At 52.4% G+C, this 18,897-nt stretch carries 17 protein-coding genes; 8 read left to right on the top strand and 9 right to left on the bottom strand.

What is annotated here, in order from left to right; translation table 11 throughout:
• Positions 1-82: 82 nt before the first annotated feature.
• The 7 genes from aroB to ACMAY6_RS00885 form a co-directional block, all read right to left on the bottom strand.
• Positions 83-1,177, bottom strand: coding sequence for a 3-dehydroquinate synthase (gene aroB, locus ACMAY6_RS00915; protein ID WP_435213637.1), 1,095 nt, complete (start codon positions 1,175-1,177; stop codon positions 83-85).
• Positions 1,178-1,243: 66 nt separating this feature from the next.
• Complete coding sequence (gene aroK, locus ACMAY6_RS00910) at positions 1,244-1,780, bottom strand: shikimate kinase AroK (protein ID WP_435213635.1); 537 nt, start codon at positions 1,778-1,780, stop codon at positions 1,244-1,246.
• 4 nt (positions 1,781-1,784) lie between these two features.
• Positions 1,785-3,956: a type IV pilus secretin PilQ gene (gene pilQ / locus ACMAY6_RS00905; RefSeq protein ID WP_435216080.1), complete on the bottom strand. Its 2,172-nt coding sequence runs from the start codon at positions 3,954-3,956 to the stop codon at positions 1,785-1,787.
• A 40-nt stretch (positions 3,957-3,996) separates the two neighbouring features.
• Positions 3,997-4,542 carry a pilus assembly protein PilP gene (locus tag ACMAY6_RS00900; protein WP_435213634.1) on the bottom strand — a complete coding sequence of 182 codons (546 nt, stop codon included), beginning with the start codon at positions 4,540-4,542 and terminating at the stop codon, positions 3,997-3,999.
• Positions 4,532-5,155: a type 4a pilus biogenesis protein PilO gene (locus tag ACMAY6_RS00895; protein WP_435213632.1), complete on the bottom strand. Its 624-nt coding sequence runs from the start codon at positions 5,153-5,155 to the stop codon at positions 4,532-4,534. The genes ACMAY6_RS00900 and ACMAY6_RS00895 overlap by 11 nt, the downstream gene beginning before the upstream one ends.
• Before the next feature lie 2 nt (positions 5,156-5,157).
• Positions 5,158-5,718: a PilN domain-containing protein gene (locus tag ACMAY6_RS00890; protein ID WP_435213631.1), complete on the bottom strand. Its 561-nt coding sequence runs from the start codon at positions 5,716-5,718 to the stop codon at positions 5,158-5,160.
• Positions 5,718-6,746, bottom strand: coding sequence for a pilus assembly protein PilM (locus ACMAY6_RS00885; RefSeq protein WP_435216078.1), 1,029 nt, complete (start codon positions 6,744-6,746; stop codon positions 5,718-5,720). Before ACMAY6_RS00885 ends, ACMAY6_RS00890 begins: the two co-directional genes overlap by 1 nt.
• A gap of 250 nt (positions 6,747-6,996) precedes the next feature.
• Between ACMAY6_RS00885 and ACMAY6_RS00880 the strand changes: the two genes are divergently transcribed.
• Positions 6,997-9,411: a penicillin-binding protein 1A gene (locus tag ACMAY6_RS00880; protein ID WP_435213629.1), complete on the top strand. Its 2,415-nt coding sequence runs from the start codon at positions 6,997-6,999 to the stop codon at positions 9,409-9,411.
• Positions 9,412-9,421: 10 nt separating this feature from the next.
• Here ACMAY6_RS00880 and ACMAY6_RS00875 read toward each other — a convergent pair whose 3' ends face one another.
• Positions 9,422-10,711, bottom strand: coding sequence for a malic enzyme-like NAD(P)-binding protein (locus ACMAY6_RS00875; RefSeq protein ID WP_435213628.1), 1,290 nt, complete (start codon positions 10,709-10,711; stop codon positions 9,422-9,424).
• A 91-nt stretch (positions 10,712-10,802) separates the two neighbouring features.
• Positions 10,803-11,018 carry a 50S ribosomal protein L31 gene (gene rpmE, locus ACMAY6_RS00870; RefSeq protein WP_435213627.1) on the bottom strand — a complete coding sequence of 72 codons (216 nt, stop codon included), beginning with the start codon at positions 11,016-11,018 and terminating at the stop codon, positions 10,803-10,805.
• A gap of 129 nt (positions 11,019-11,147) precedes the next feature.
• Here rpmE and ACMAY6_RS00865 point away from each other — a divergent pair, with 129 nt between their 5' ends.
• From ACMAY6_RS00865 to ubiE, 7 genes are all read left to right on the top strand, one after another.
• Entirely contained in the window at positions 11,148-13,355 is a 2,208-nt protein-coding gene (locus ACMAY6_RS00865; protein WP_435213625.1) for a primosomal protein N', read from the top strand.
• A 109-nt stretch (positions 13,356-13,464) separates the two neighbouring features.
• Positions 13,465-15,153, top strand: a complete 1,689-nt coding sequence (gene argS, locus ACMAY6_RS00860; RefSeq protein ID WP_435213624.1) for an arginine--tRNA ligase — start codon at positions 13,465-13,467, stop codon at positions 15,151-15,153.
• Between the two features lie 2 nt (positions 15,154-15,155).
• Entirely contained in the window at positions 15,156-15,770 is a 615-nt protein-coding gene (locus ACMAY6_RS00855; protein WP_435213623.1) for an SPOR domain-containing protein, read from the top strand.
• 18 nt (positions 15,771-15,788) lie between these two features.
• Entirely contained in the window at positions 15,789-16,325 is a 537-nt protein-coding gene (gene hslV, locus ACMAY6_RS00850; RefSeq protein ID WP_435213621.1) for an ATP-dependent protease subunit HslV, read from the top strand.
• 3 nt (positions 16,326-16,328) lie between these two features.
• Positions 16,329-17,639, top strand: a complete 1,311-nt coding sequence (gene hslU / locus ACMAY6_RS00845; protein WP_435213619.1) for an ATP-dependent protease ATPase subunit HslU — start codon at positions 16,329-16,331, stop codon at positions 17,637-17,639.
• On the top strand, positions 17,636-18,034 hold the full coding sequence (locus ACMAY6_RS00840; protein ID WP_435213618.1) for a gamma-butyrobetaine hydroxylase-like domain-containing protein: 399 nt from the start codon (positions 17,636-17,638) through the stop codon (positions 18,032-18,034). Before hslU ends, ACMAY6_RS00840 begins: the two co-directional genes overlap by 4 nt.
• A gap of 94 nt (positions 18,035-18,128) precedes the next feature.
• On the top strand, positions 18,129-18,896 hold the full coding sequence (ubiE, locus tag ACMAY6_RS00835; protein WP_435213616.1) for a bifunctional demethylmenaquinone methyltransferase/2-methoxy-6-polyprenyl-1,4-benzoquinol methylase UbiE: 768 nt from the start codon (positions 18,129-18,131) through the stop codon (positions 18,894-18,896).
• Position 18,897: the final 1 nt, after the last annotated feature.

Raw genomic sequence — 18,897 nt, 5'->3', positions numbered from 1 at the left:
AGCCCACCCGTCAGGGTCAAGGCAAAAGGCTGGGTATTTTACACATGTAGGAACGGCGGAACAATTCTGTTGTTGAGGGTCTTTACGCCATGGCTTGGGCAATTTCCTCAATGGTCACATCATCAACCAAACAGGCCTCACCCAAATCCTGAAGTAAAATGTAGCGGATTTTGCCTCGATCGACTTTTTTATCCCCGGCCATAACCTCGAGGAAAATCTCTGGCGACATGTCTTTTGGTGGTTCAACCGGCAGGCCAAAACTCGTAAGAAATTGCACCAGCTGGGCGACCGTTTCACCAGAAATCTGGCCCCTGGCGGCAGAGATTTTAGCGGCCATGACCATGCCGCAAGCGACAGCCTCCCCGTGTAACCATGCGCCGTAACCCATTGTTTGCTCAATCGCATGGGCAAAGGTGTGGCCAAAATTGAGGATGGCTCGCAGTCCGCCCTCCCGCTCGTCCTGCGAAACAACCTCAGCCTTTATCGCACAGCTTCGCTTGATGGCTTCAGCCAAGACCTCATCGCTTCGGCTCTGCAGCGCATCCCTTTGCTGCAAAAGCCAACGAAAAAACGCAGGATCCCAAATGCATCCGTATTTGATCGTCTCAGCAATACCTGCGGCAAACTCGCGATCAGGGAGTGTCTGCAAGGAATCGAGATCAATCAGAACCGCCTTGGGCTGATGAAAAGCACCAATCATATTTTTGCCTAAGGGATGGTTGACCGCTGTTTTGCCGCCTACTGAAGAGTCGACCTGTGCCAGCAGTGTTGTTGGTAACTGAATGAAATCGACACCCCGCAAAAAACACGCTGCGCCATAGCCGGTCAAGTCGCCAATAACGCCACCACCCAGTGCGATAAAGACGCTTCGGCGCTCATGATGATCTTTAAGGGCTTGTTGCCAAATACGATCGGCGCTCATCAGGTGCTTTTGGTCTTCCCCATCTGGCAATATCACCTCTGTGACCTTCCGCGTTTCGCCCAAAGCTGCTCGAACCCGTGGCATATACAAAGGAGCAACCGTGTCGTTACTCACCAAGACCACGGGAGCGTCCCCTAACAACTCTAGAAAGCGGTCACTGTCACCGAGGCAGCCGTGGCCAATGATAATCGGGTAACTGCGATCAATAGCGCTAGCGGGCAAATCGACCTGAAGACTATAAATTGGCTTGGACATAATGGAGTGACTCGCGAAAACCGTGCATCAAAATTATTTATCGGAACTGATCTTTGCCTGATCGTCTCAGGATCGAGAATCTGATACGGGCTCACCCAAAGCAGAAACAATCTGTTCCGCTAACTGTCGCGCATTTTGTTTGGCTGTTGGCAGCGTGAGGTCAGCAATCTCTTTGTAGAGGGGCTCTCGTATGGCCATTAGGTCGGTCAATACACGCCGCCTATCCTGCCCCGCAAGCAACGGCCGTTTCTGGTCTTTACTCGTGCGCCTAACTTGCTCGCGCAGCGTGGCCTCCAAATACACCACAAAACCACGCTCACTCAAAACACGGCGGTTCTCATCTCTCAATATAGCACCGCCACCTGTGGCCATCACGATGGCGCCCTTAGATGATAGCTCTTCTAGTACCTTGGCTTCTCGGTCGCGAAAACCCGATTCACCCTCAATTTCAAATATCCAGGGTATATCGGCCCCAGTTCGCTGTTCGATCTCAGTATCGGAGTCAAAAAACTCAAAATCGAGTAGCTGGGCTAAAGCCCGCCCCACCGTGGATTTACCCGCCCCCATGGGGCCCACCAAAAATACTCGGGCACAGGAGGTCACAGGGTCAGTCGAGAAGCGCCTCGGAAAGAATCCGCGGCGTAATGAAAATTAGCGTTTCTGTCTTGCTGGTCTTGCTGGCAGTATTTTTAAAGAGCGTGCCAAGATAAGGAATGTCACCTAGGAAAGGAACTTTCCGAATTGAAGTGATTTCTTCATTCTGAAATACACCGCCCAAAACCACCGTCTCACCATTACCCACCAACACCTGCGTAGTTAACTGCGTGGTGTTAATCGTGGGAATCAGCCCCCCAGTACCACTTGGCACCAATTCACCTAACGAGTCTTGATTAACCACTAAATCAAGAAGAATGCGATCGTCGGGGGTGATGTTTGGAGTGACTTCCAACTTAAGCACCGCCTCCTTAAAAGAAACGGTTGTCCCACCTGAGGCCGCTCCTTCTTGATAGGGGATCTCGCTACCCGACTTAATCGTCGCTAACTGTTTATCGCCAGTAATAATTTTCGGCTGACTGACAATTTCCCCCTGTCCCGAGGACTCTAGGGCTGACAGCTCTGCGGTTAAAAACAGGTCGTTAGAGGTGAAGCCCACCGCAAAACCACTGGTTGCTTGAGAAACACCTAAATCGACCAAGGCCGCACCAAGTCCCTGCTGCTGTTGCTGACCGTCGCCTCCTTGTTGCCCCCCACCCTGCTGTCCATTTCCTTGAACCGGGTAGTTTAATGTAGGCGTCACCCCTGCAACGGTATCTTCATTGAAACTAACCACCTGTTCACGGCTACCCGATGCCGAGTAAATGTTGCCATTACTGCTATCCGTACCGATGTAACCGCCGCCCCACTCAATGCCCAACTCCTCATCGAGATTGGTTGATGCAATGACGATTCGAGCCTCAATCATGACCTGGCGAATGGGTACATCGACGCGCTCAACGAGGTCGCGTATCTCCGCAAGCTTCGCGGCCGTATCGGTCAATATGATTGAGTTGGTACGATCATCAACAACCACTGAACCTCGATCAGACACCAAGGAACCGCCCTCTTCAGACCCCGCCTCAAATAGGTTAACTACCTCAGAAGCTTTTGCGTAACGGATACGGATAAACTCTGATTGCAGTGGTGCGAGTTCCGCAATTTGCTTATTCGATTCGATTTCTTGCAACTCACGCTCAGCAATTTCTGCCGCGGGCGCGACCATTAGGACATTACCGACGCGGCGACTGTCTAGGCCCTTGGTTCTCAGCACCAGCTCCAATGCCTGATCCCAAGGGACATTTTGAAGTCTCAGGGTGATGTTACCGCTCACGGTATCTGAAGCCACAAGATTGAGGTCGGTAAAATCGGCAATGAGCTGCAAAACTGCTCGCACCTCAATGTCCTGAAAATTAAGTGAAATGCGCTCACCTACGTAAGTAAACTCATTCAGGCGTGCTTTTTTCTCACCCTCACTCAAAGGTTTGACGCTGAGTATGTACTCTTCACCCGTCTGATACGCGAGATAATCGTAGAGTCCTGTCGCCTCCAGCAGTAACCGGGTTCCCCTCTCCGTTGTCGTTACCTCAATTGAATTCACCGGTGTTGCGAAGTCAGTCACGTCAAAACGCCGCAACAATCCATCGGGGACAGTCGTTGCCAGGAACTCCAAATTTATTTTCCCGCCCTCAGAAAATACATTGACATCAACTGAGGGATCACTGAGCTGCAGGATCAGCCGCCCTTCCCCGGACTCGGCTCGACGAAACTGCAAATCAGTCAGCTGCGAACGCGGCTCAATCACTGGCGTCATTTGACTTTCCAGCACATCGTTTGGCGGCGTTGCTTTGGCATACCCTCCGCTGCTGTCTTGCCCAACCTGCAATAGAAGCTGATTACCGCTTATCACTGCCTCGTAAGGCACTAACTTAATGAGATTCAGAACAAGGCGAGTTTTGTCACTGCCCTCAAGCACTAAGACCCCAGTGGCATTGCCAAAAGGTAACGAAAAGCGCTTTTGCTCAAGGCCACTTTTGGTCCCAGGAAAATCAATCGCGATCCGGGCTGGCTCTTCAATAGTATAGGCACTGTAATCAGCGGGAGGCGCTTCGCTGAAGTCGAGACGCACTTCAAATTTACTGCCGGGCTGCGAACTGAACGTAATATCCTCAATGACAGGCTGCGCAAGCAGAGGGGCTGCAAACCCCAGCAGCAATAACGCTAGGCTGGTTTGTACATTACTCATCCGCTTCATTTGTGAGATCTCCATTAACAGCACGTAAAACTCATGATCCCGTAAGCTCTATTACCCGGGGACGTTCGACCCATCCTTCGGCCGTGCCATCGGTGACGATTTCTATCACTGCGATAAATGTCTCGCCCATCTCCGTTATTCTACCGTGATCCCGACCCAAAAAGTTGCCGGGACTGACTCGATGAATTCCCCCTTGAGGGTCACGCATTAGCGACCAATAAGTGCCACCACGCTCAAGGCGCCCGACCATCTGCAGAGAGTCCAAAGTGAATTGCTCCAAAAATTCTCTGGGCCTATCAAAATCAGGCATGATTGTGGAGCGCGCACTCAAACGCGCAATCTGTCGAACCTCAACAGGCCGGTCAAAGGGCGCCCGCTGCCCTGTTGCCGCGTAAGCAAAAGCTTCGTATGCAGTGAACGTCGGTATAGGCTCAATGACGCCCCCAGGGCGAGCCCGCTTCTCCGCCATAAACGCATCGAGATCACTCATGTCATTGTCAACACAACCCAGTAAAGTGGCGGCCATAATGACCGTAGCCATAAAACGACCCAGCGATGAGTACTGTCTACAACTCATCTGCCAACCCATCTCTGTAGCGGTACGTTTTGGCAACAATGTTCATTTGCAGCTGGCTTGTGTTGGCGCCGGATGACTCAATGTTAAAGTCATGTAAAGTCACAATGCGTGGCAAGCCCGCCATTCCCGAGATAAATGCCCCGAGGTCGTGGTAAGACCCAACGGCTATGATGCTGATAGGCAACTCTATGTAAAATTCCCGTGGCACCTCCGGTAGCAGATCAATCTTACTGATCGCAAGCCCATTCTGCTCACCTTTGTTAGTAATGTCCTCTAACAAACCTGGAACCTCTGTATCGCTAGGCAGCTGGCTAACAAGAGCCCCAAAACTTTCTTCCATTTCAAGCATCTGACGTTTGTATGCCTCAAGGTTGGCGGCCTCGAAGGATAAACGCTCAAAATCACGCCTCAGCTCTGCCTCGTTGCCGCGTTCATTGTTCAGTTTTTCCTGAAGACCCCCAACGTGGTAGTAATATCCGACAACTAAGGAAGCCATCAGTAGCATTAACGCTGCTAGGATTTTTACCGGGGTTGGCCAGCTCCCCAAGTTATCAAAATCGAGGTCTGAAAAGTCGAAGTCGCGCAAAGATTTGAGAGTGTCCTCGATAGCCACCGCTACAATTCCTCTTCCTGCTCAGGGAGCTGCACACTGACGGTGAGCTTAAAGGTGGTAGCCTGACCTCCGTACGCGGGCGCGGCTGTTACACCGTCTAAATTTGGGCTCTGCAGCCAATCTGACGCCTCCAATCGACGCATTAAACTGGAGACACGATTATTGGATTCAGCCACCCCTTCGATTTCGATTTTACCATCGCCTGAAACAAGGCTGGTGTAAAAGAGCCCGTCGGGAACCGTCCGCACCAATTGATCCATTATTCTGACGATAATGGGTCGATTACCCTGTAGATCTTGGATGATCCGCATACGTTCTAGCAATTCAGTGCGTCTACTGCGCAGATCGCGTATCTCAGCGACCTCCTCATCCAATTCTGCAATACTTTGTCGGACATAGGCATTGCGCCGTTCCTGAAAACTGATTTTACTATCGAACACCAAGTCAGTCACAAAGAGAACAAGGACCGCTACCAACACCATCAGTGCTAAGGCCCCCAAAAACTCTTTCTTGCGTTCTGCTCGAAGCTCCTCGCGCCAAGGAAGTAGATTGATAGTCGCCATCAGTCAAAACTCCGCAGAGCCAAACCACAAGCAATCATCATTGCAGGCGCATCAGAATTCAGTGCCACAGCATTGACGCGAGGTGAAATACTCATATCAGCGAACGGATTTGCGGTAATGGTGCGGCATCCCAAACGGCTGGCGACTAACGGTTCTAATCCGTCCATTGCCGCCACACCTCCAGCGAGGATGACGCAATCAACACTGTTGAAATCGCTGGAAGAAAAAAAGAACTGCAGTGACCTCCCTACCTGTTGCACCACCGCCTCACGAAAAGGTTCGAGTACATCAATCTCGTAATCGTCCGGTAAGCCGCCCTGTTTCTTGGCGAGCCCCGCTTCCTCAAGCGGCAATCCATATCGGCGCATTATTTCGTCAGTCAGCTGTTTTCCGCCAAACAGCTGTTCCCGGGTGTAAACCGTCTCGCCTTTGTGTAACACCGACAGCGTTGTCATGGTTGCGCCAATATCCACAACCGCGACGGTGGCCGACTCTTCGATTTGCCACTGAACTTTGATCAATCCATAGGCCCGCTCCATGGCATAGGCCTCTACATCCATCACTTTAGGGGTTAGCTCGGCGAGCTCCATGGCTTCTACTCGAGCATCAATCGTTTCGCGCCGGCAGGCCGCTAACAAAACGTCGACCTGATCAGAGCGGCCTGCAGACAGTTCCTGAACCTCAAAGTCGATGGCGACTTCGTCGAGCGGGTATGGAATATATTGATCGGCCTCTAGAGTCAGCTGCGTCTCCATATCATCGTCGCTCAAGCCCAGAGGCATGGGGAGAGACTTAGTAATCACCGAAGAACCAGCCACTGCAGCGCAAACCAGCTTATTTTTTGATCTCGCCCGAGCGTAGAGGCTCCGCAATGAATCAGCAACAGCCTCCGTATTGTTAATGTTTTTTTCCACGACGGAATCTTGTGGGAGAGAGGCAACTGCAAACGCTTCAACGCGAAATCGATCCCCCGATCGACTCAGCTCAATCAGCTTTATGGTTGTTGAGCTGATATCAATGCCCAACATCTGAGACGGTTTTCGCTTTCCAAAAATCCCTAGCACTCTCTATATCTCATCCCGCTTTGCTTATGCGCCGCCTAGTCCGTCACAAGATAAACGACGCTAATATGAACATGGTGGGTATACTACTTCTTTTTAGTGCACTTCAAGCCTGTAAAAAGGCCACTTTGACGCAGTAATTTGCGCCCCCACCTGACAAAGTACACACCCTCAATCACTGATTTTTCATTGCCGTTTTTTTCGGAGCATTCAGTTCTTGGTTTTAACCCGAACATTGATAGCCAGTTTTATTATCGCAGGCTGCGCTGCCCTTTGGTGGCTGGCAGGCCTGTACCTATATTTGAGCCCTAACTTACCTGACGCAGACACATTACGCGACGTTAAGTTGCAAACTCCCATGAAGGTCATGAGCAGTGATGGCCAGCTAATTGGGCAGTTTGGCGAACAAAAAAGGACCCCTCTTCAATTTGAGCAAATTCCTAAGGGTTTTATCAATGCCCTGCTCGCTGCCGAGGACGATCAGTTTTTTGAACATGGCGGGGTTGACGTGCTGGGACTGGCCAGGGCCGTCTCGGAACTCATTGCCACCGGACAAAAGCGTTCTGGGGGTAGCACGCTGACCATGCAGGTTGCGAGGAACTATGCACTCTCTCTAGAGCAAACTTTTCTTCGCAAATTCAATGAAATTCTCTTGGCACTTGAGGTAGAGCGCGTCTTAACAAAAGCAGAAATCTTCGAACTTTATGTCAATCGAATATTTCTAGGGCATCGATCTTATGGTTTCGAGGCAGCAGCTCAAACCTACTACGGCAAGCCACTATCTGAACTATCTTTGCACCAGCATGCGATGTTGGCAGGCATTCCCAAAGCGCCGTCCAGAAACAATCCGTTAAGCAACCCGGAAAGAGCCAAAATACGACGAGACTGGATTTTAGGGCGTATGGCCTCACTGGAGATGATTGACGAGAACACCCGCGACGCCAGTCGCAGCGAGCCCGTGGTGGCGGCCTACAGCGGCCTACGTGTCGAAGTGGAAGCAGACTATGTTGCAGAAATTGTGCGCAAGGAGATGCTTGACCGCTTTGGCAATGGCGCCTACAACGACGGCTATGTCGTCTACACTACGGTCGATGGCAAAGCTCAGCTTGCCGCACGACAGGCGTTGGTCAACGGTCTTCGAACTTACGATAAACGCCATGGCTGGCGAGGGCCTGAACGCCAGTTACCGCCTTTAGAGGGAGAAAGTCAGCTCGAATTAGAGGAAAGGTGGCAGCAGGCACTTGATGAGATGCCCATTATTGTCGACCTTACCCCCGCCATCGTTACAACGATCGACGCTACCGGCGCTACGATTCTCAGTAAATCGGGGGACCGGCATCGTCTTAGCTGGCAGGGCGACCTCGACAGCATACGGCGTTATCGAACCGAAAATCTGACGAGCCCTGCGCCAAGCTCCATCGAAGATTTGCTCGCTGTCGGCGATCTTATACGCATTGAGTTTGATTCAGAAAAGCAGATCTCAAGCCTCGCACAGATACCTCGTGCACAGGCGGCACTGGTTGCTTTAAACCCAAATGACGGCGCCATTCGCGCGTTGGTCGGAGGGATGGGGTTTGAACTCTCAAAATTCAACAGAGCAACGCAAGCGCGTCGCCAACCAGGCTCAAACTTCAAAGCCTTTTTGTACGCCGCAGCGCTAGAGCACGGCATCACCCCTGCCACTCTGATAAACGACGCACCCATCGTATTGGATAATTTATCAAGCGATGAAATATGGCGACCGGAAAATGACAGCGGTCGATTTTATGGCCCGACGCGACTCCGCAACGCCCTGACCTACTCCCGCAACCTAGTTTCCATTCGAGTTCTTCAACGATTAGGCCTCAATCGATTTATTGATTACGTTGAAAACCTAGGATTTGACACAGAGGGGATGGCCAGAAATCTGACCCTTGCGTTGGGCACCCATGCCTATACACCACTAGACATTGCCGCGGGCTACGCCATTGTCGCCAACGGTGGTTTCCGGGTTGAGCCCTACTTAATAGCGCGCATAGAGGATGCGACAGGCAAAGTCATTTATCGTGCAGATCCATGGGTTGTTTGCTCTATCTGCGGCGAAGAATCTCCCGAAAAAGAGGAGGCCCTTCGCATGGAAGATATTCTACAGCCAGTCGCCGAGGATATTAGGAAAGCACCACAGGTCATGGATCCACGAGCCAGCTACCTGATGTCATCAATGCTGCGAGACGTTATCAAGCGCGGCACGGGTAGGCGGGCGCGCGTTTTAGAGCGCAACGATATCGCCGGAAAGACCGGTACAACTAATGGACCACGAGATGCGTGGTTTTCAGGCTTTAATCCCGACTTAGTCACCACATCTTGGGTTGGCTTTGACGACTACAGCCTGCTTGGCAAGCGTGAATTTGGTGGTACCGCAGCACTGCCTATATGGATAGACTTTATGCGCGAAGTCCTACCAAAGGAGCAGTCGCTTCCGGACATGCCTAGTGGCGTGGTACGACTGAGAATAGACCGTAAAACTGGACGCCGGGTGACGGGTACTCCTGAGGGCAGTGCTTATGAATACTTTTTTGAAGAGTTCCTTCCTGCTCAAAAATCCGACGGCGACGCTCCTGTAGGCACCGATGAACTGGATGGATTATTTTAAATTCGGTCAATCAACGCCAGTTGCGATCCGCCCCGAAGCCAACCCCACCCCAAAGTTGCTCTTCGTAATCATCATCTATGTCACAGCGAGCAACACCTGAAGCCTGAGCTGCGCGTGCTACCGCTGGCGCAATGATAGGCATCAACCTAGGATCCATGGGCTTTGGCAAAATGTAATTCGGGCCATATTCCAAATCGATCAGGCTGTAAGCATCTAAGACAGATTCTGGCACTGGCTCTCTCGCTAATTTAGCCAGGGCATTAACCGTAGCAATTTTCATCGCTTCGTTGATGGTCGAGGCCCTGACGTCCAAAGCGCCCCTAAAAATAAAGGGAAATCCCAGCACATTGTTGACCTGATTCGGCAGGTCAGACCGACCTGTTGCCATGACAATATCATTGCGTGTTGCCATAGCAAGTTCACGCTTTATTTCGGGATCAGGGTTAGAGCACGCAAAGATGACAGGACGGGGCGCCATTGATTTTACCATTTCCTGTGAAACCAAGTCAGAGCCCGAAAGCCCGACAAAGACGTCGCAATCTTGCATCGCCTCATCTAGGGTCCGTTTATCCGTATCGACAGCAAACAGCGCTTTTTGCTCGTTGAGATTCTCTCGTCCAGAGTGTATGACACCCTGACGATCCAACATAAGCATGCGACTGGGATCAGCGCCCATTTCCAACAAAAGCTTCATGCAGGCAACCGCCGCAGCACCCGCTCCCAAGCAAACGACATTGACGTTATCTAGGGTCTTTTTCTGAATTTCCAGAGCATTCACCAAAGCCGCCGCAGTAACGATGGCGGTACCGTGCTGATCATCATGAAAAATCGGAATATCGCACAAGGCTTGCAGCCGACGCTCAATTTCAAAACACTCAGGTGCTTTGATATCTTCCAGATTAATGCCGCCGTAAGTACAAGCAATGGCACTTACCGTGTTGACGAAAGTATCAACGTCCTGCGTATCGACCAAAACATCGATGGCATTGATGTTAGCAAAGCGCTTAAAGAGCAGTGCCTTGCCTTCCATCACTGGCTTACTGGCTAAAGCCCCCAAATTCCCCAGGCCCAAGACCGCACTGCCATTAGAGATGACCGCGACGCTGTTGCCCTTGCCCGTGTAACGGTAGGCCATCTGCGGGTCGAGGGCGATTTGACTACAGGGTTCAGCAACCCCCGGAGAGTAAGCCATGGCTAAATGGCGCATGGTATCCGCAGGCTTGGTCAGCTCGACGCTAATTTTGCCGGGTATTGGCAGCGCATGGTAATCGAGGGCATCTTTCAGAAGTTGCTTTGACATATACGTCGACCTTCAGCTCCAAAATGCGGCAATGCGGCATTTGAGACAAAAAAAACGCCGGCTTGGCCGGCGCTTGCTTCCCCTTGGGGACCTATTTCTTCAGGCTTCTGCCTGCGAAGCGCTTGTTAAAACGATCTACTCGACCGCCAGTATCCAAGATTTTCTGCTTCCCAGTAAAGAAGGGATGGCATTGGCTGCAGACATCCAACAAAATGTCATCGCAGACGGTAGAGCGCGTCTTAATTTCGTTGCCACAGCTACAGCGAGCAGTGATTTCCTCGTAACGCGGATGAGTGTCGGCTTTCATGAACGGATCCTTTGCATCCCCCAGATGGAGGTGCCATAAAAAAAGAGGACGAAGGTTACCAGAAACCAACGGTTTATCAAGGCCCCAGTAGCAATGGGGATACCAACAATTCAACATTGAGGACACAACTTGCCACAGGAACCAAACAACACCCAAATCCTGTTGCGGTGCGCTGTACCCATTCCTGTGCGGGGATACCTAGACTACCTCCCAGCTGAGGGTATTGATGCACTGCCGCTACTCGGCAGCCGCGTCCTTGTACCCCTAGGCTCGAGACAGCTGGTCGGCATTGTGGCCGAAATTCTGGGATCCACCGCTATCAACCCCGAAAAACTGAAGTACGCCAAGGTTTATTTGGATGAAACCGCACTGATTAGCCCCGATGTACTGGAGCTGCTGAACTGGACAGCTGATTATTACCAGCACCCACCGGGTGAAACATTGATATTGGGGCTTTCACCTCGAGAACGGCGCGGCGAACCCCCGGCAAGCACACGAGAGGATGGCTTTAACCTCACGCTTCGCGGTGAGGGTCTGGCGGATACGGCACTCAGTCGAGCACCTCGCCAGCAGGCCCTCATTGCTGCATTACGTCATGGACCCAAAACTCGGACCCAGCTGCGCCTGGCAGGATTTAAGTCGGAAAACCTGCGAGCACTAATATCCAGAGCGCTGATCGAACCGGTGGCAGTGGATGACAACAAAGCTTGGGCCTCTAAAAGCCCACTCAATGCCAACGACGAACAACGCCAGGCCATTGCTGCTATTACGACCTCTCTCAATACATTTGGCTGCCACCTATTAGAGGGAGTCACCGGCAGCGGTAAAACAGAGGTTTACTTGCAGACTATTGCCGCCGCCCTCGCCTTGCAAAAGCAAACCCTTGTCATCATTCCGGAAATTGGCCTGACCCCACAGTTAGTTCAACGCTTTGAAGAGCGCTTTGATGCTCCTATCGTGACGCTGCACTCAGGCCTTGGTAACGCTGAAAGAGATCGTAATTGGCAGGCCGCAAGAACTGGGCAAGCTGCAATCGTTATTGGGACGCGCTCTGCGGTATTCGCGCCGTTGTTAACGCCGGGTTTAATCATTGTTGATGAAGAGCACGACATATCGCTGAGTCAGCAAGACGGCCTTCGCTATTCCGCTCGAGATGTCGCGGTCAAGCGAGCTCAACTTAGTGATTGCCCCATTGTTCTGGGGTCGGCCACTCCCAGTCTGGAATCTATGGCGAACGCCAGCAATGGGCGTTACCACTGGCACCGCCTCACACAACGTGCCGCAGGTGCCCACCCCCCCAGCAAACGCCTCGTTGATATTCGTGGCTTGGCACTTCGCGCAGGTCTTTCGCCCCAGCTAGAGGACGAGATGGTGGAGGTACTCTCTCGGGGCGAGCAGGTGTTACTCTTTTTAAACCGTAGAGGTTTTGCCCCTTCGTTACTGTGTCACGACTGCGGGTGGACCGCCGAGTGTCAGAATTGCGACTCACGACAAACACTGCATAAAAAGCCACCCAGGGTGCAATGCCATCATTGCGGCCAGAAAAACCCACTGCCCAAACGCTGCCCACACTGTAACGGACACCGGCTGGTAGCCAGTGGCGTAGGAACCGAACAAACCGAACAGGCGCTGCGTAAGCGCTTCCCAAGTGTACCTGTACACCGCGTAGACAGTGACAGCATGTCTGGGCGACATGCTATGGCCACATTTGCTCAAACGGTCGAGAACGCGAACGCCTGCATTATGTTGGGCACACAACTGCTGGCCAAGGGCCACCATTTCCCCAAGGTCACTTGTGTGGGTGTCCTAGACGCCGACTCACTGCTAATGAGTCCTGATTTCCGCGGCGAGGAGCGCTTAGCGCAGCTACTTACTCAGGTGGGAGGCCGAGCAGGCCGTGCCCAGCGTCCAGGAGAGGTATTAATTCAAACTCGCCACCCTGAACACCCAATCATTAAAGCCGTCCTAGAACAACCCTGGCGCACTTTGTCAGCGCAGCTGTTGTCATCGAGGGAGGCGCAGGGCCTCCCCCCGAAGGGTGCGCTCGCGGCTTTACGTTGTGACAGTGCGGATCAAGACGCAGGATCAGCGTTCCTCACCGCCATCATGAACGCTTATGAAGCTACGACAACCGACCCCTCTATTCGCCTTGTGGGCCCACTATCAGCACCGATGGCGCGGCGTGCCGGACTTTATCGAAGCCATATCGTCATCGCAGGAACGCAACGATCCAAAGTACATGCCAGTGTGAAAAATCTGGTGGCGCTAGCCTCCGAACACCGCCTGCCCAAGGGCTTGCGTTGGTTTGTCGATATAGACCCCTCTGAACCCTTATGATCACTGGCCAGACCCAAAAAACTCTAGCCTCTGTCAAAACAGTGCCAGCTCGGGGATAATTCCGCCCGTCCCAGCGTGTCAGACGCGCAAAAACCGTGGAGTAATGATTATGAAGGAAGCGCTTACTTCGCTTCTGGATCAGGCTATTAAAACGTTGGTAGCCAAAGAGCAGGTGCCAGAGGTACTGGATCTTGTCCCCCAGATTGATCACACCAGAGACGCCAGTCATGGCGACCTCGCCACTAATCTAGCCATGGTGCTCGCAAAAAAGGCCGGCATGGCACCCAGAGAACTCGCAGCAGTGATTATCGACGCACTGCCTGCTAATGACCTCATCGCTAAAACAGAGATCGCGGGCCCCGGCTTTATAAACTTCTTTATAAACCAAGCCAGTCATGTCGAGGTTATCCGCTCTATCCTGACAAACGGACCCAAATTTGGAAGCAGCAATCAGGGCGCCGGGCGCCGGGCTCAAATTGAGTTTGTTTCTGCGAATCCCACAGGACCATTGCATGTCGGTCACGGCCGCGGTGCCGCTATCGGCGACTCACTTGCCAGACTGCTGGTTGCCAGTGGCTGGTCTGTACACCGTGAATTTTATTACAACGACGCCGGACAGCAGATCGTCAATTTAGCGCGATCAGTACAAGCGCGAGCCCAAGGTCTCACCCCCGAGGACGCCGACTGGCCTGAAGACGGCTATCGCGGCACTTACATTACCGACTTGGCTGAGGCCTACCAAAATAAAATCACCGTTGCAGCAGCCGATCGCACCATCACGGCACTGGGTGACATCAATGACTTGGAAGCCATTCGTGACTTTGCTGTTGCATGGTTACGTCGAGAGCAGGACCTCGATCTGAAGGCTTTTGGGGTTCGTTTCGATGAATACTTTTTGGAAAGCGCGCTCTACGAGAGTGGCGAAGTCGCAGACGCGGTAACCGCGCTACAGAGTGCCGGACATACCTACGAAGAGGGTGGTGCACTTTGGCTGAAAACCAGTGACTTTGGCGACGACAAAGACAGAGTCATGCGCAAAAAAGACGGGGAATATACCTACTTTGTGCCCGACGTAGCCTATCACCTTAACAAGTGGCAGCGCGGCTTTGAGCGGGTAATTAACGAACAAGGCGCTGATCATCACAGCACTATCACGAGGGTTAGAGCCGGACTCCAGGGTTTAGCCAAAAACATTCCCGAGGGTTGGCCCGAATACGTACTGCACCAAATGGTGACCGTCATGCGTGACGGCGCCGAGGTCAAGCTATCCAAGCGGGCAGGCAGCTACGTGACCTTGCGAGATCTCATTGAATGGGTGGGCAAAGACGCAACGCGCTTTTTTCTAGCCGCCCGATCAGCCTCATCGCAGCTGACCTTTGATATTGACCTTGCTCTTGCACAATCCAATGAAAATCCAGTGTTTTACATTCAATATGCCCACGCCAGAGTCTGCAGCGTAAAACGCAAAGCTCTCTCCGAAGGCGCCGACTGGACACCGGAAGCAGGGCTTGACCACCTGGGCAACCTCACCGCCCCTGAAGAGCTTGCCCTAGCGCTGCTTTTAGCTAAGTTTCCCGATGTGGTTGCCAACGCTGCACAGCGCCTTGAGCCCCACGACATCGCAAATTATCTGCGTGAAGTCGCCGCCACGTTTCACGGTTTATATAACGTCCACAAAATGGTCGACAAGGATCACAAGAGTCAGTCCCTCGCACGAATCAGCCTTGCAGAGGCAACGCGTCAAGTCATTGCAAACGGGCTAGACTTGCTCGGTGTTTCAGCCCCAGAGAGTATGTAACCTTGGCGACACAACCGCGCAAAAAAACCGCAACCAGGAAACCGGCAACCAAAGGCTCCGGGGCCCGAGCAGCAAGTCGAAAGCCCGCGGCTAACGCTCGAAAGTCCCCTGCAACCGGTGGTCCACCCTCACTGACGCTGGCTCACATTCAAGGATTTGGGGTCGGGATAACCGCGGGACTTTTGTTCGGCGTTGTGGGCTTCGCCTGGTTGACGAACCAAAATACGACGTCCGCCACTGAAGTTGTTGAAGAGTTTCAAAGTGCGCCTGAAGACGACCCGCAACCTCGATTTGACTTTTACACAGTGCTGCCCTCGCAAACGCTCGATTTGACCTCAGATGTTGAGCCGCCCGATCTCGACGGTGGCGGACAAAGTGATCTTTATGTGTTGCAAGCTGGCTCTTTTAGAGCTCGGAAAGATGCTGACCGACGTCGTGGTGAATTGGTCCTACTTGGACTGGAACCCACCATTGATCAAACTGAAGGCGATAACGGCGCTTGGTTTCGGGTATACCTTGGACCTTTCGAGAGTCGGTCAAGAATGGCTCAAGCACGCTCTGTTACCGCACAGCAATCGATCGATACATTGCTACTACGCAGACCACGTTCGCCCTAAAAGGCGGGGAGAAAACACATGGAACAATTCCACGGGACCACCATTGTTTCGGTGCGCAGAGACGGCCGGGTAGCGATTGGCGGCGACGGTCAGGTTTCCATGGGCAATACCGTCATGAAGGGTAACGCCAGAAAAGTGAGACGTTTGTACCGCGACAATGTCATTGCCGGTTTTGCTGGAGGCACTGCCGACGCATTTACGCTCTTTGAACTTTTTGAAGCGCAACTCGAAAAATATCAGGGCCAGCTAACGAGGGCCGCCGTAGAACTCGCTAAACTATGGCGCTCAGAGCGAGCGCTGCGTCGACTTGAAGCGCTATTAGCCGTGGCAGACTCGGACACATCGTTGATCATCACCGGGAACGGCGATGTGATAGAGCCGGAAAATAGCCTCATTGCCATTGGCTCAGGTGGGCCCTATGCCCAAGCAGCAGCTCACGCCCTAATAGAAAATACGGCGCTATCGGCTGAGGATATTGTCAAAAAAAGCTTATCGATAGCCGGCGACATCTGCGTATTCACCAACCACAACCAAACCATAGAGACCTTAGCCTGAATCATGTCCAATATGACTCCCCGTGAAATTGTCCATGCTTTGGACCAACACATTATCGGTCAGGCGGAAGCCAAGCGCGCAGTGGCTATTGCCCTGCGCAATCGCTGGCGTCGTCAGCAACTGGAGCCTGACCTGCGCAGCGAAATCACGCCAAAAAATATTCTGATGATTGGCCCCACTGGTGTGGGTAAAACAGAAATCGCACGCCGACTCGCGAAATTGGCCAATGCCCCCTTTGTTAAAGTAGAGGCCACCAAATTCACCGAGGTGGGTTACGTAGGGCGCGATGTAGAGTCCATGGTTCGCGATCTCGTAGAGACTGCTATCACCCTACTGCGCGAGGAAGCCCTCGTGAAAGTTCGTACTCGAGCTAAGGATGCGGCTGAGGAGCGCTTATTAGACCTACTGTTGCCACCCGATCGTGATGACAGTAACGCAAGCACCCGGCAAGTACTGCGTAAAAAGCTCCGTGAGGGCGATCTCGATGATCGAGAAGTCGAGATTGAGGTCAAAAATCCTACAAGCAGCGTGGACATTATGGCCCCCCCCGGTATGGAGGAAATGACGCAACAACTCCAAGGCATGTTTGCCAACCTCAATAAAGGTGGCAAACCCCGTAAAGCACCGATTCAGGAGGCCCTCAAATTATTGGAGGAAGAAGAAGCGGGCAAACTCATTGACCCCGACGATTTAAAAGCCCAAGCCCTATCAGCCGCTGAACAAACTGGCATTATTTTTATTGATGAAATCGATAAAGTGGCAAAACGCGGTGAGATGGGTGGTGCCGATGTCTCCCGTGAAGGGGTACAACGTGACCTATTGCCGCTTATCGAAGGCTGCTCGGTCACCACCAAGCACGGCACAATAAAGACTGACCACATCCTTTTCATCGCCTCGGGTGCTTTTCACCTCTCGAAACCTGCAGACTTGATTCCGGAGCTTCAGGGTCGCCTACCCATTCGAGTCGAACTGGAAGCGCTGACAACCGACGACTTCCGTCGGATCTTGACCGAGCCCAAAGCCGCCTTAACCGCACAATATCAAGCTTTACTGGCCACTGAAGGCGTGACCATTCATTTCACCGAGGCGGGGGTTGAGCGAATTGCTGAAATCGCCTGGCAAGTTAATGAACGTGCCGAAAATATAGGCGCACGCCGATTGGCGACGGCCATGGAACGATTACTTGAGGAGATCTCCTTCAGTGCATCTGACGCCGGCGTCGGTGAGTCTGAGGTGACCGTTGATCGCGATTACGTCGACAGTCAGCTCGGTGAGTTGGCCAATGACGAAGACCTCTCGCGATTCATACTATGAAACCGGACGAACCTGAACCCAGCGTTGATCGTATTCATTACTCACGCAATCAGCGAACCTTAGACCTAAGTTTTAACGATGGCTTAACGGGTTCGTTGAGCGCAGAGTTTCTTCGGGTATTTTCTCCATCTGCCGAAGTTCGTGGTCATGGGCCCGGTCAAGAGGTGCTGCAAACGGGCAAATCAGACGTTCAAATTACCGCCATTAATTCGGTGGGGCACTACGCCATACAGCTTGTTTTCGACGATGGCCACGATAGCGGCCTGTACAGCTGGAGCTATTTGCATGATTTAACCCGCAGACAGCCCGAATTGTGGCGCGAATACACCGATCGCCTTCAAAGCGCTGGACTTGGCCGGGACGCTGATACGCAGGTGCTGACTTTTCAGCCCTAGCTCAACCCCAATTGGCGCCTAACGCAGCGGGAACCCACCTCGGTTACAATAAGCGAATAAGCCACGAGCGAATGAGCCACGTCGGAAACGTACTATGACTGATAAAACGAATACCCCATCTGGCGAAACCACTGACTTTGGCTTCGAGACAGTGGACAAGAACCAGAAAGAGAGCTTGGTCCGCGGCGTCTTTGATTCTGTAGCGAGTCGTTACGACCTCATGAACGACCTCATGTCCGCAGGCATTCACCGCTTATGGAAACGCTTTACTATTGAACTCAGTGCCGTTCGTCCCGGGCAGACCGTACTGGATATCGCGGGCGGTACCGGCGATTTGGCAGCGAAGTTTTCTCGACTGGTTGGTGATGATGGAAAGGTTATCCTCGCAGACATCAATGACTCGATGCTAAAGGTAGGTCGTGACCGTCTGCTGGACTCGGGCGCCGTTGGAAATCTGCACATGGTGCAGTGTGACGCGCAAATGCTGCCTTTTCCTGATGCCTCAGTGGACTGCATCACGATTGCTTTCGGACTGCGCAACGTCACAGATAAAGACAGGGCGCTTCGATCGATGGAAAGAATACTCAAGCCCGGCGGCCGCTTGCTGGTGCTCGAGTTTTCAAAACCCACCAATCCGATGCTTGAAAAAATTTACGATACCTACTCTTTTCGGATACTGCCGATGATGGGGCAGCTAATCGCTAATGACTCTGAGAGCTACCGCTATCTGGCAGAATCCATCCGGAAGCACCCAGACCAAGACACGCTATTAGACATGATGGAACACGCAGGTCTTGTAAATTGTGAGTACCACAATATGACCGGCGGCATTGTCGCTGTTCACAGGGGCATTAAGGCTTAAC

It is taken from the genome of Luminiphilus sp. nBUS_16 (genome assembly GCF_051201645.1).
Classification (GTDB): Bacteria; Pseudomonadota; Gammaproteobacteria; order Pseudomonadales; family Halieaceae; genus Luminiphilus.
This window is presented reverse-complemented; position numbering and strand designations above follow the sequence as displayed.

Bases quoted from the DNA above. Each gene is read 5' to 3' on its own strand.
- ACMAY6_RS00885 (WP_435216078.1), bottom strand. From the start codon at position 6,746: ATGTTGGGCATTGATATCAGCTCAACAACCATAAAGCTGATTGAGCTG.
- hslU (WP_435213619.1), top strand. From the start codon at position 16,329: ATGTCCAATATGACTCCCCGTGAAATTGTCCATGCTTTGGACCAACAC.
- pilQ (WP_435216080.1), bottom strand. From the start codon at position 3,956: ATGAGTAATGTACAAACCAGCCTAGCGTTATTGCTGCTGGGGTTTGCA.
- ACMAY6_RS00840 (WP_435213618.1), top strand. From the start codon at position 17,636: ATGAAACCGGACGAACCTGAACCCAGCGTTGATCGTATTCATTACTCA.
- argS (WP_435213624.1), top strand. From the start codon at position 13,465: ATGAAGGAAGCGCTTACTTCGCTTCTGGATCAGGCTATTAAAACGTTG.
- ACMAY6_RS00875 (WP_435213628.1), bottom strand. From the start codon at position 10,711: ATGTCAAAGCAACTTCTGAAAGATGCCCTCGATTACCATGCGCTGCCA.
- ACMAY6_RS00890 (WP_435213631.1), bottom strand. From the start codon at position 5,718: ATGGCGACTATCAATCTACTTCCTTGGCGCGAGGAGCTTCGAGCAGAA.
- ubiE (WP_435213616.1), top strand. From the start codon at position 18,129: ATGACTGATAAAACGAATACCCCATCTGGCGAAACCACTGACTTTGGC.
- ACMAY6_RS00900 (WP_435213634.1), bottom strand. From the start codon at position 4,542: ATGAGTTGTAGACAGTACTCATCGCTGGGTCGTTTTATGGCTACGGTC.
- aroB (WP_435213637.1), bottom strand. From the start codon at position 1,177: ATGTCCAAGCCAATTTATAGTCTTCAGGTCGATTTGCCCGCTAGCGCT.
- rpmE (WP_435213627.1), bottom strand. From the start codon at position 11,018: ATGAAAGCCGACACTCATCCGCGTTACGAGGAAATCACTGCTCGCTGT.
- hslV (WP_435213621.1), top strand. From the start codon at position 15,789: ATGGAACAATTCCACGGGACCACCATTGTTTCGGTGCGCAGAGACGGC.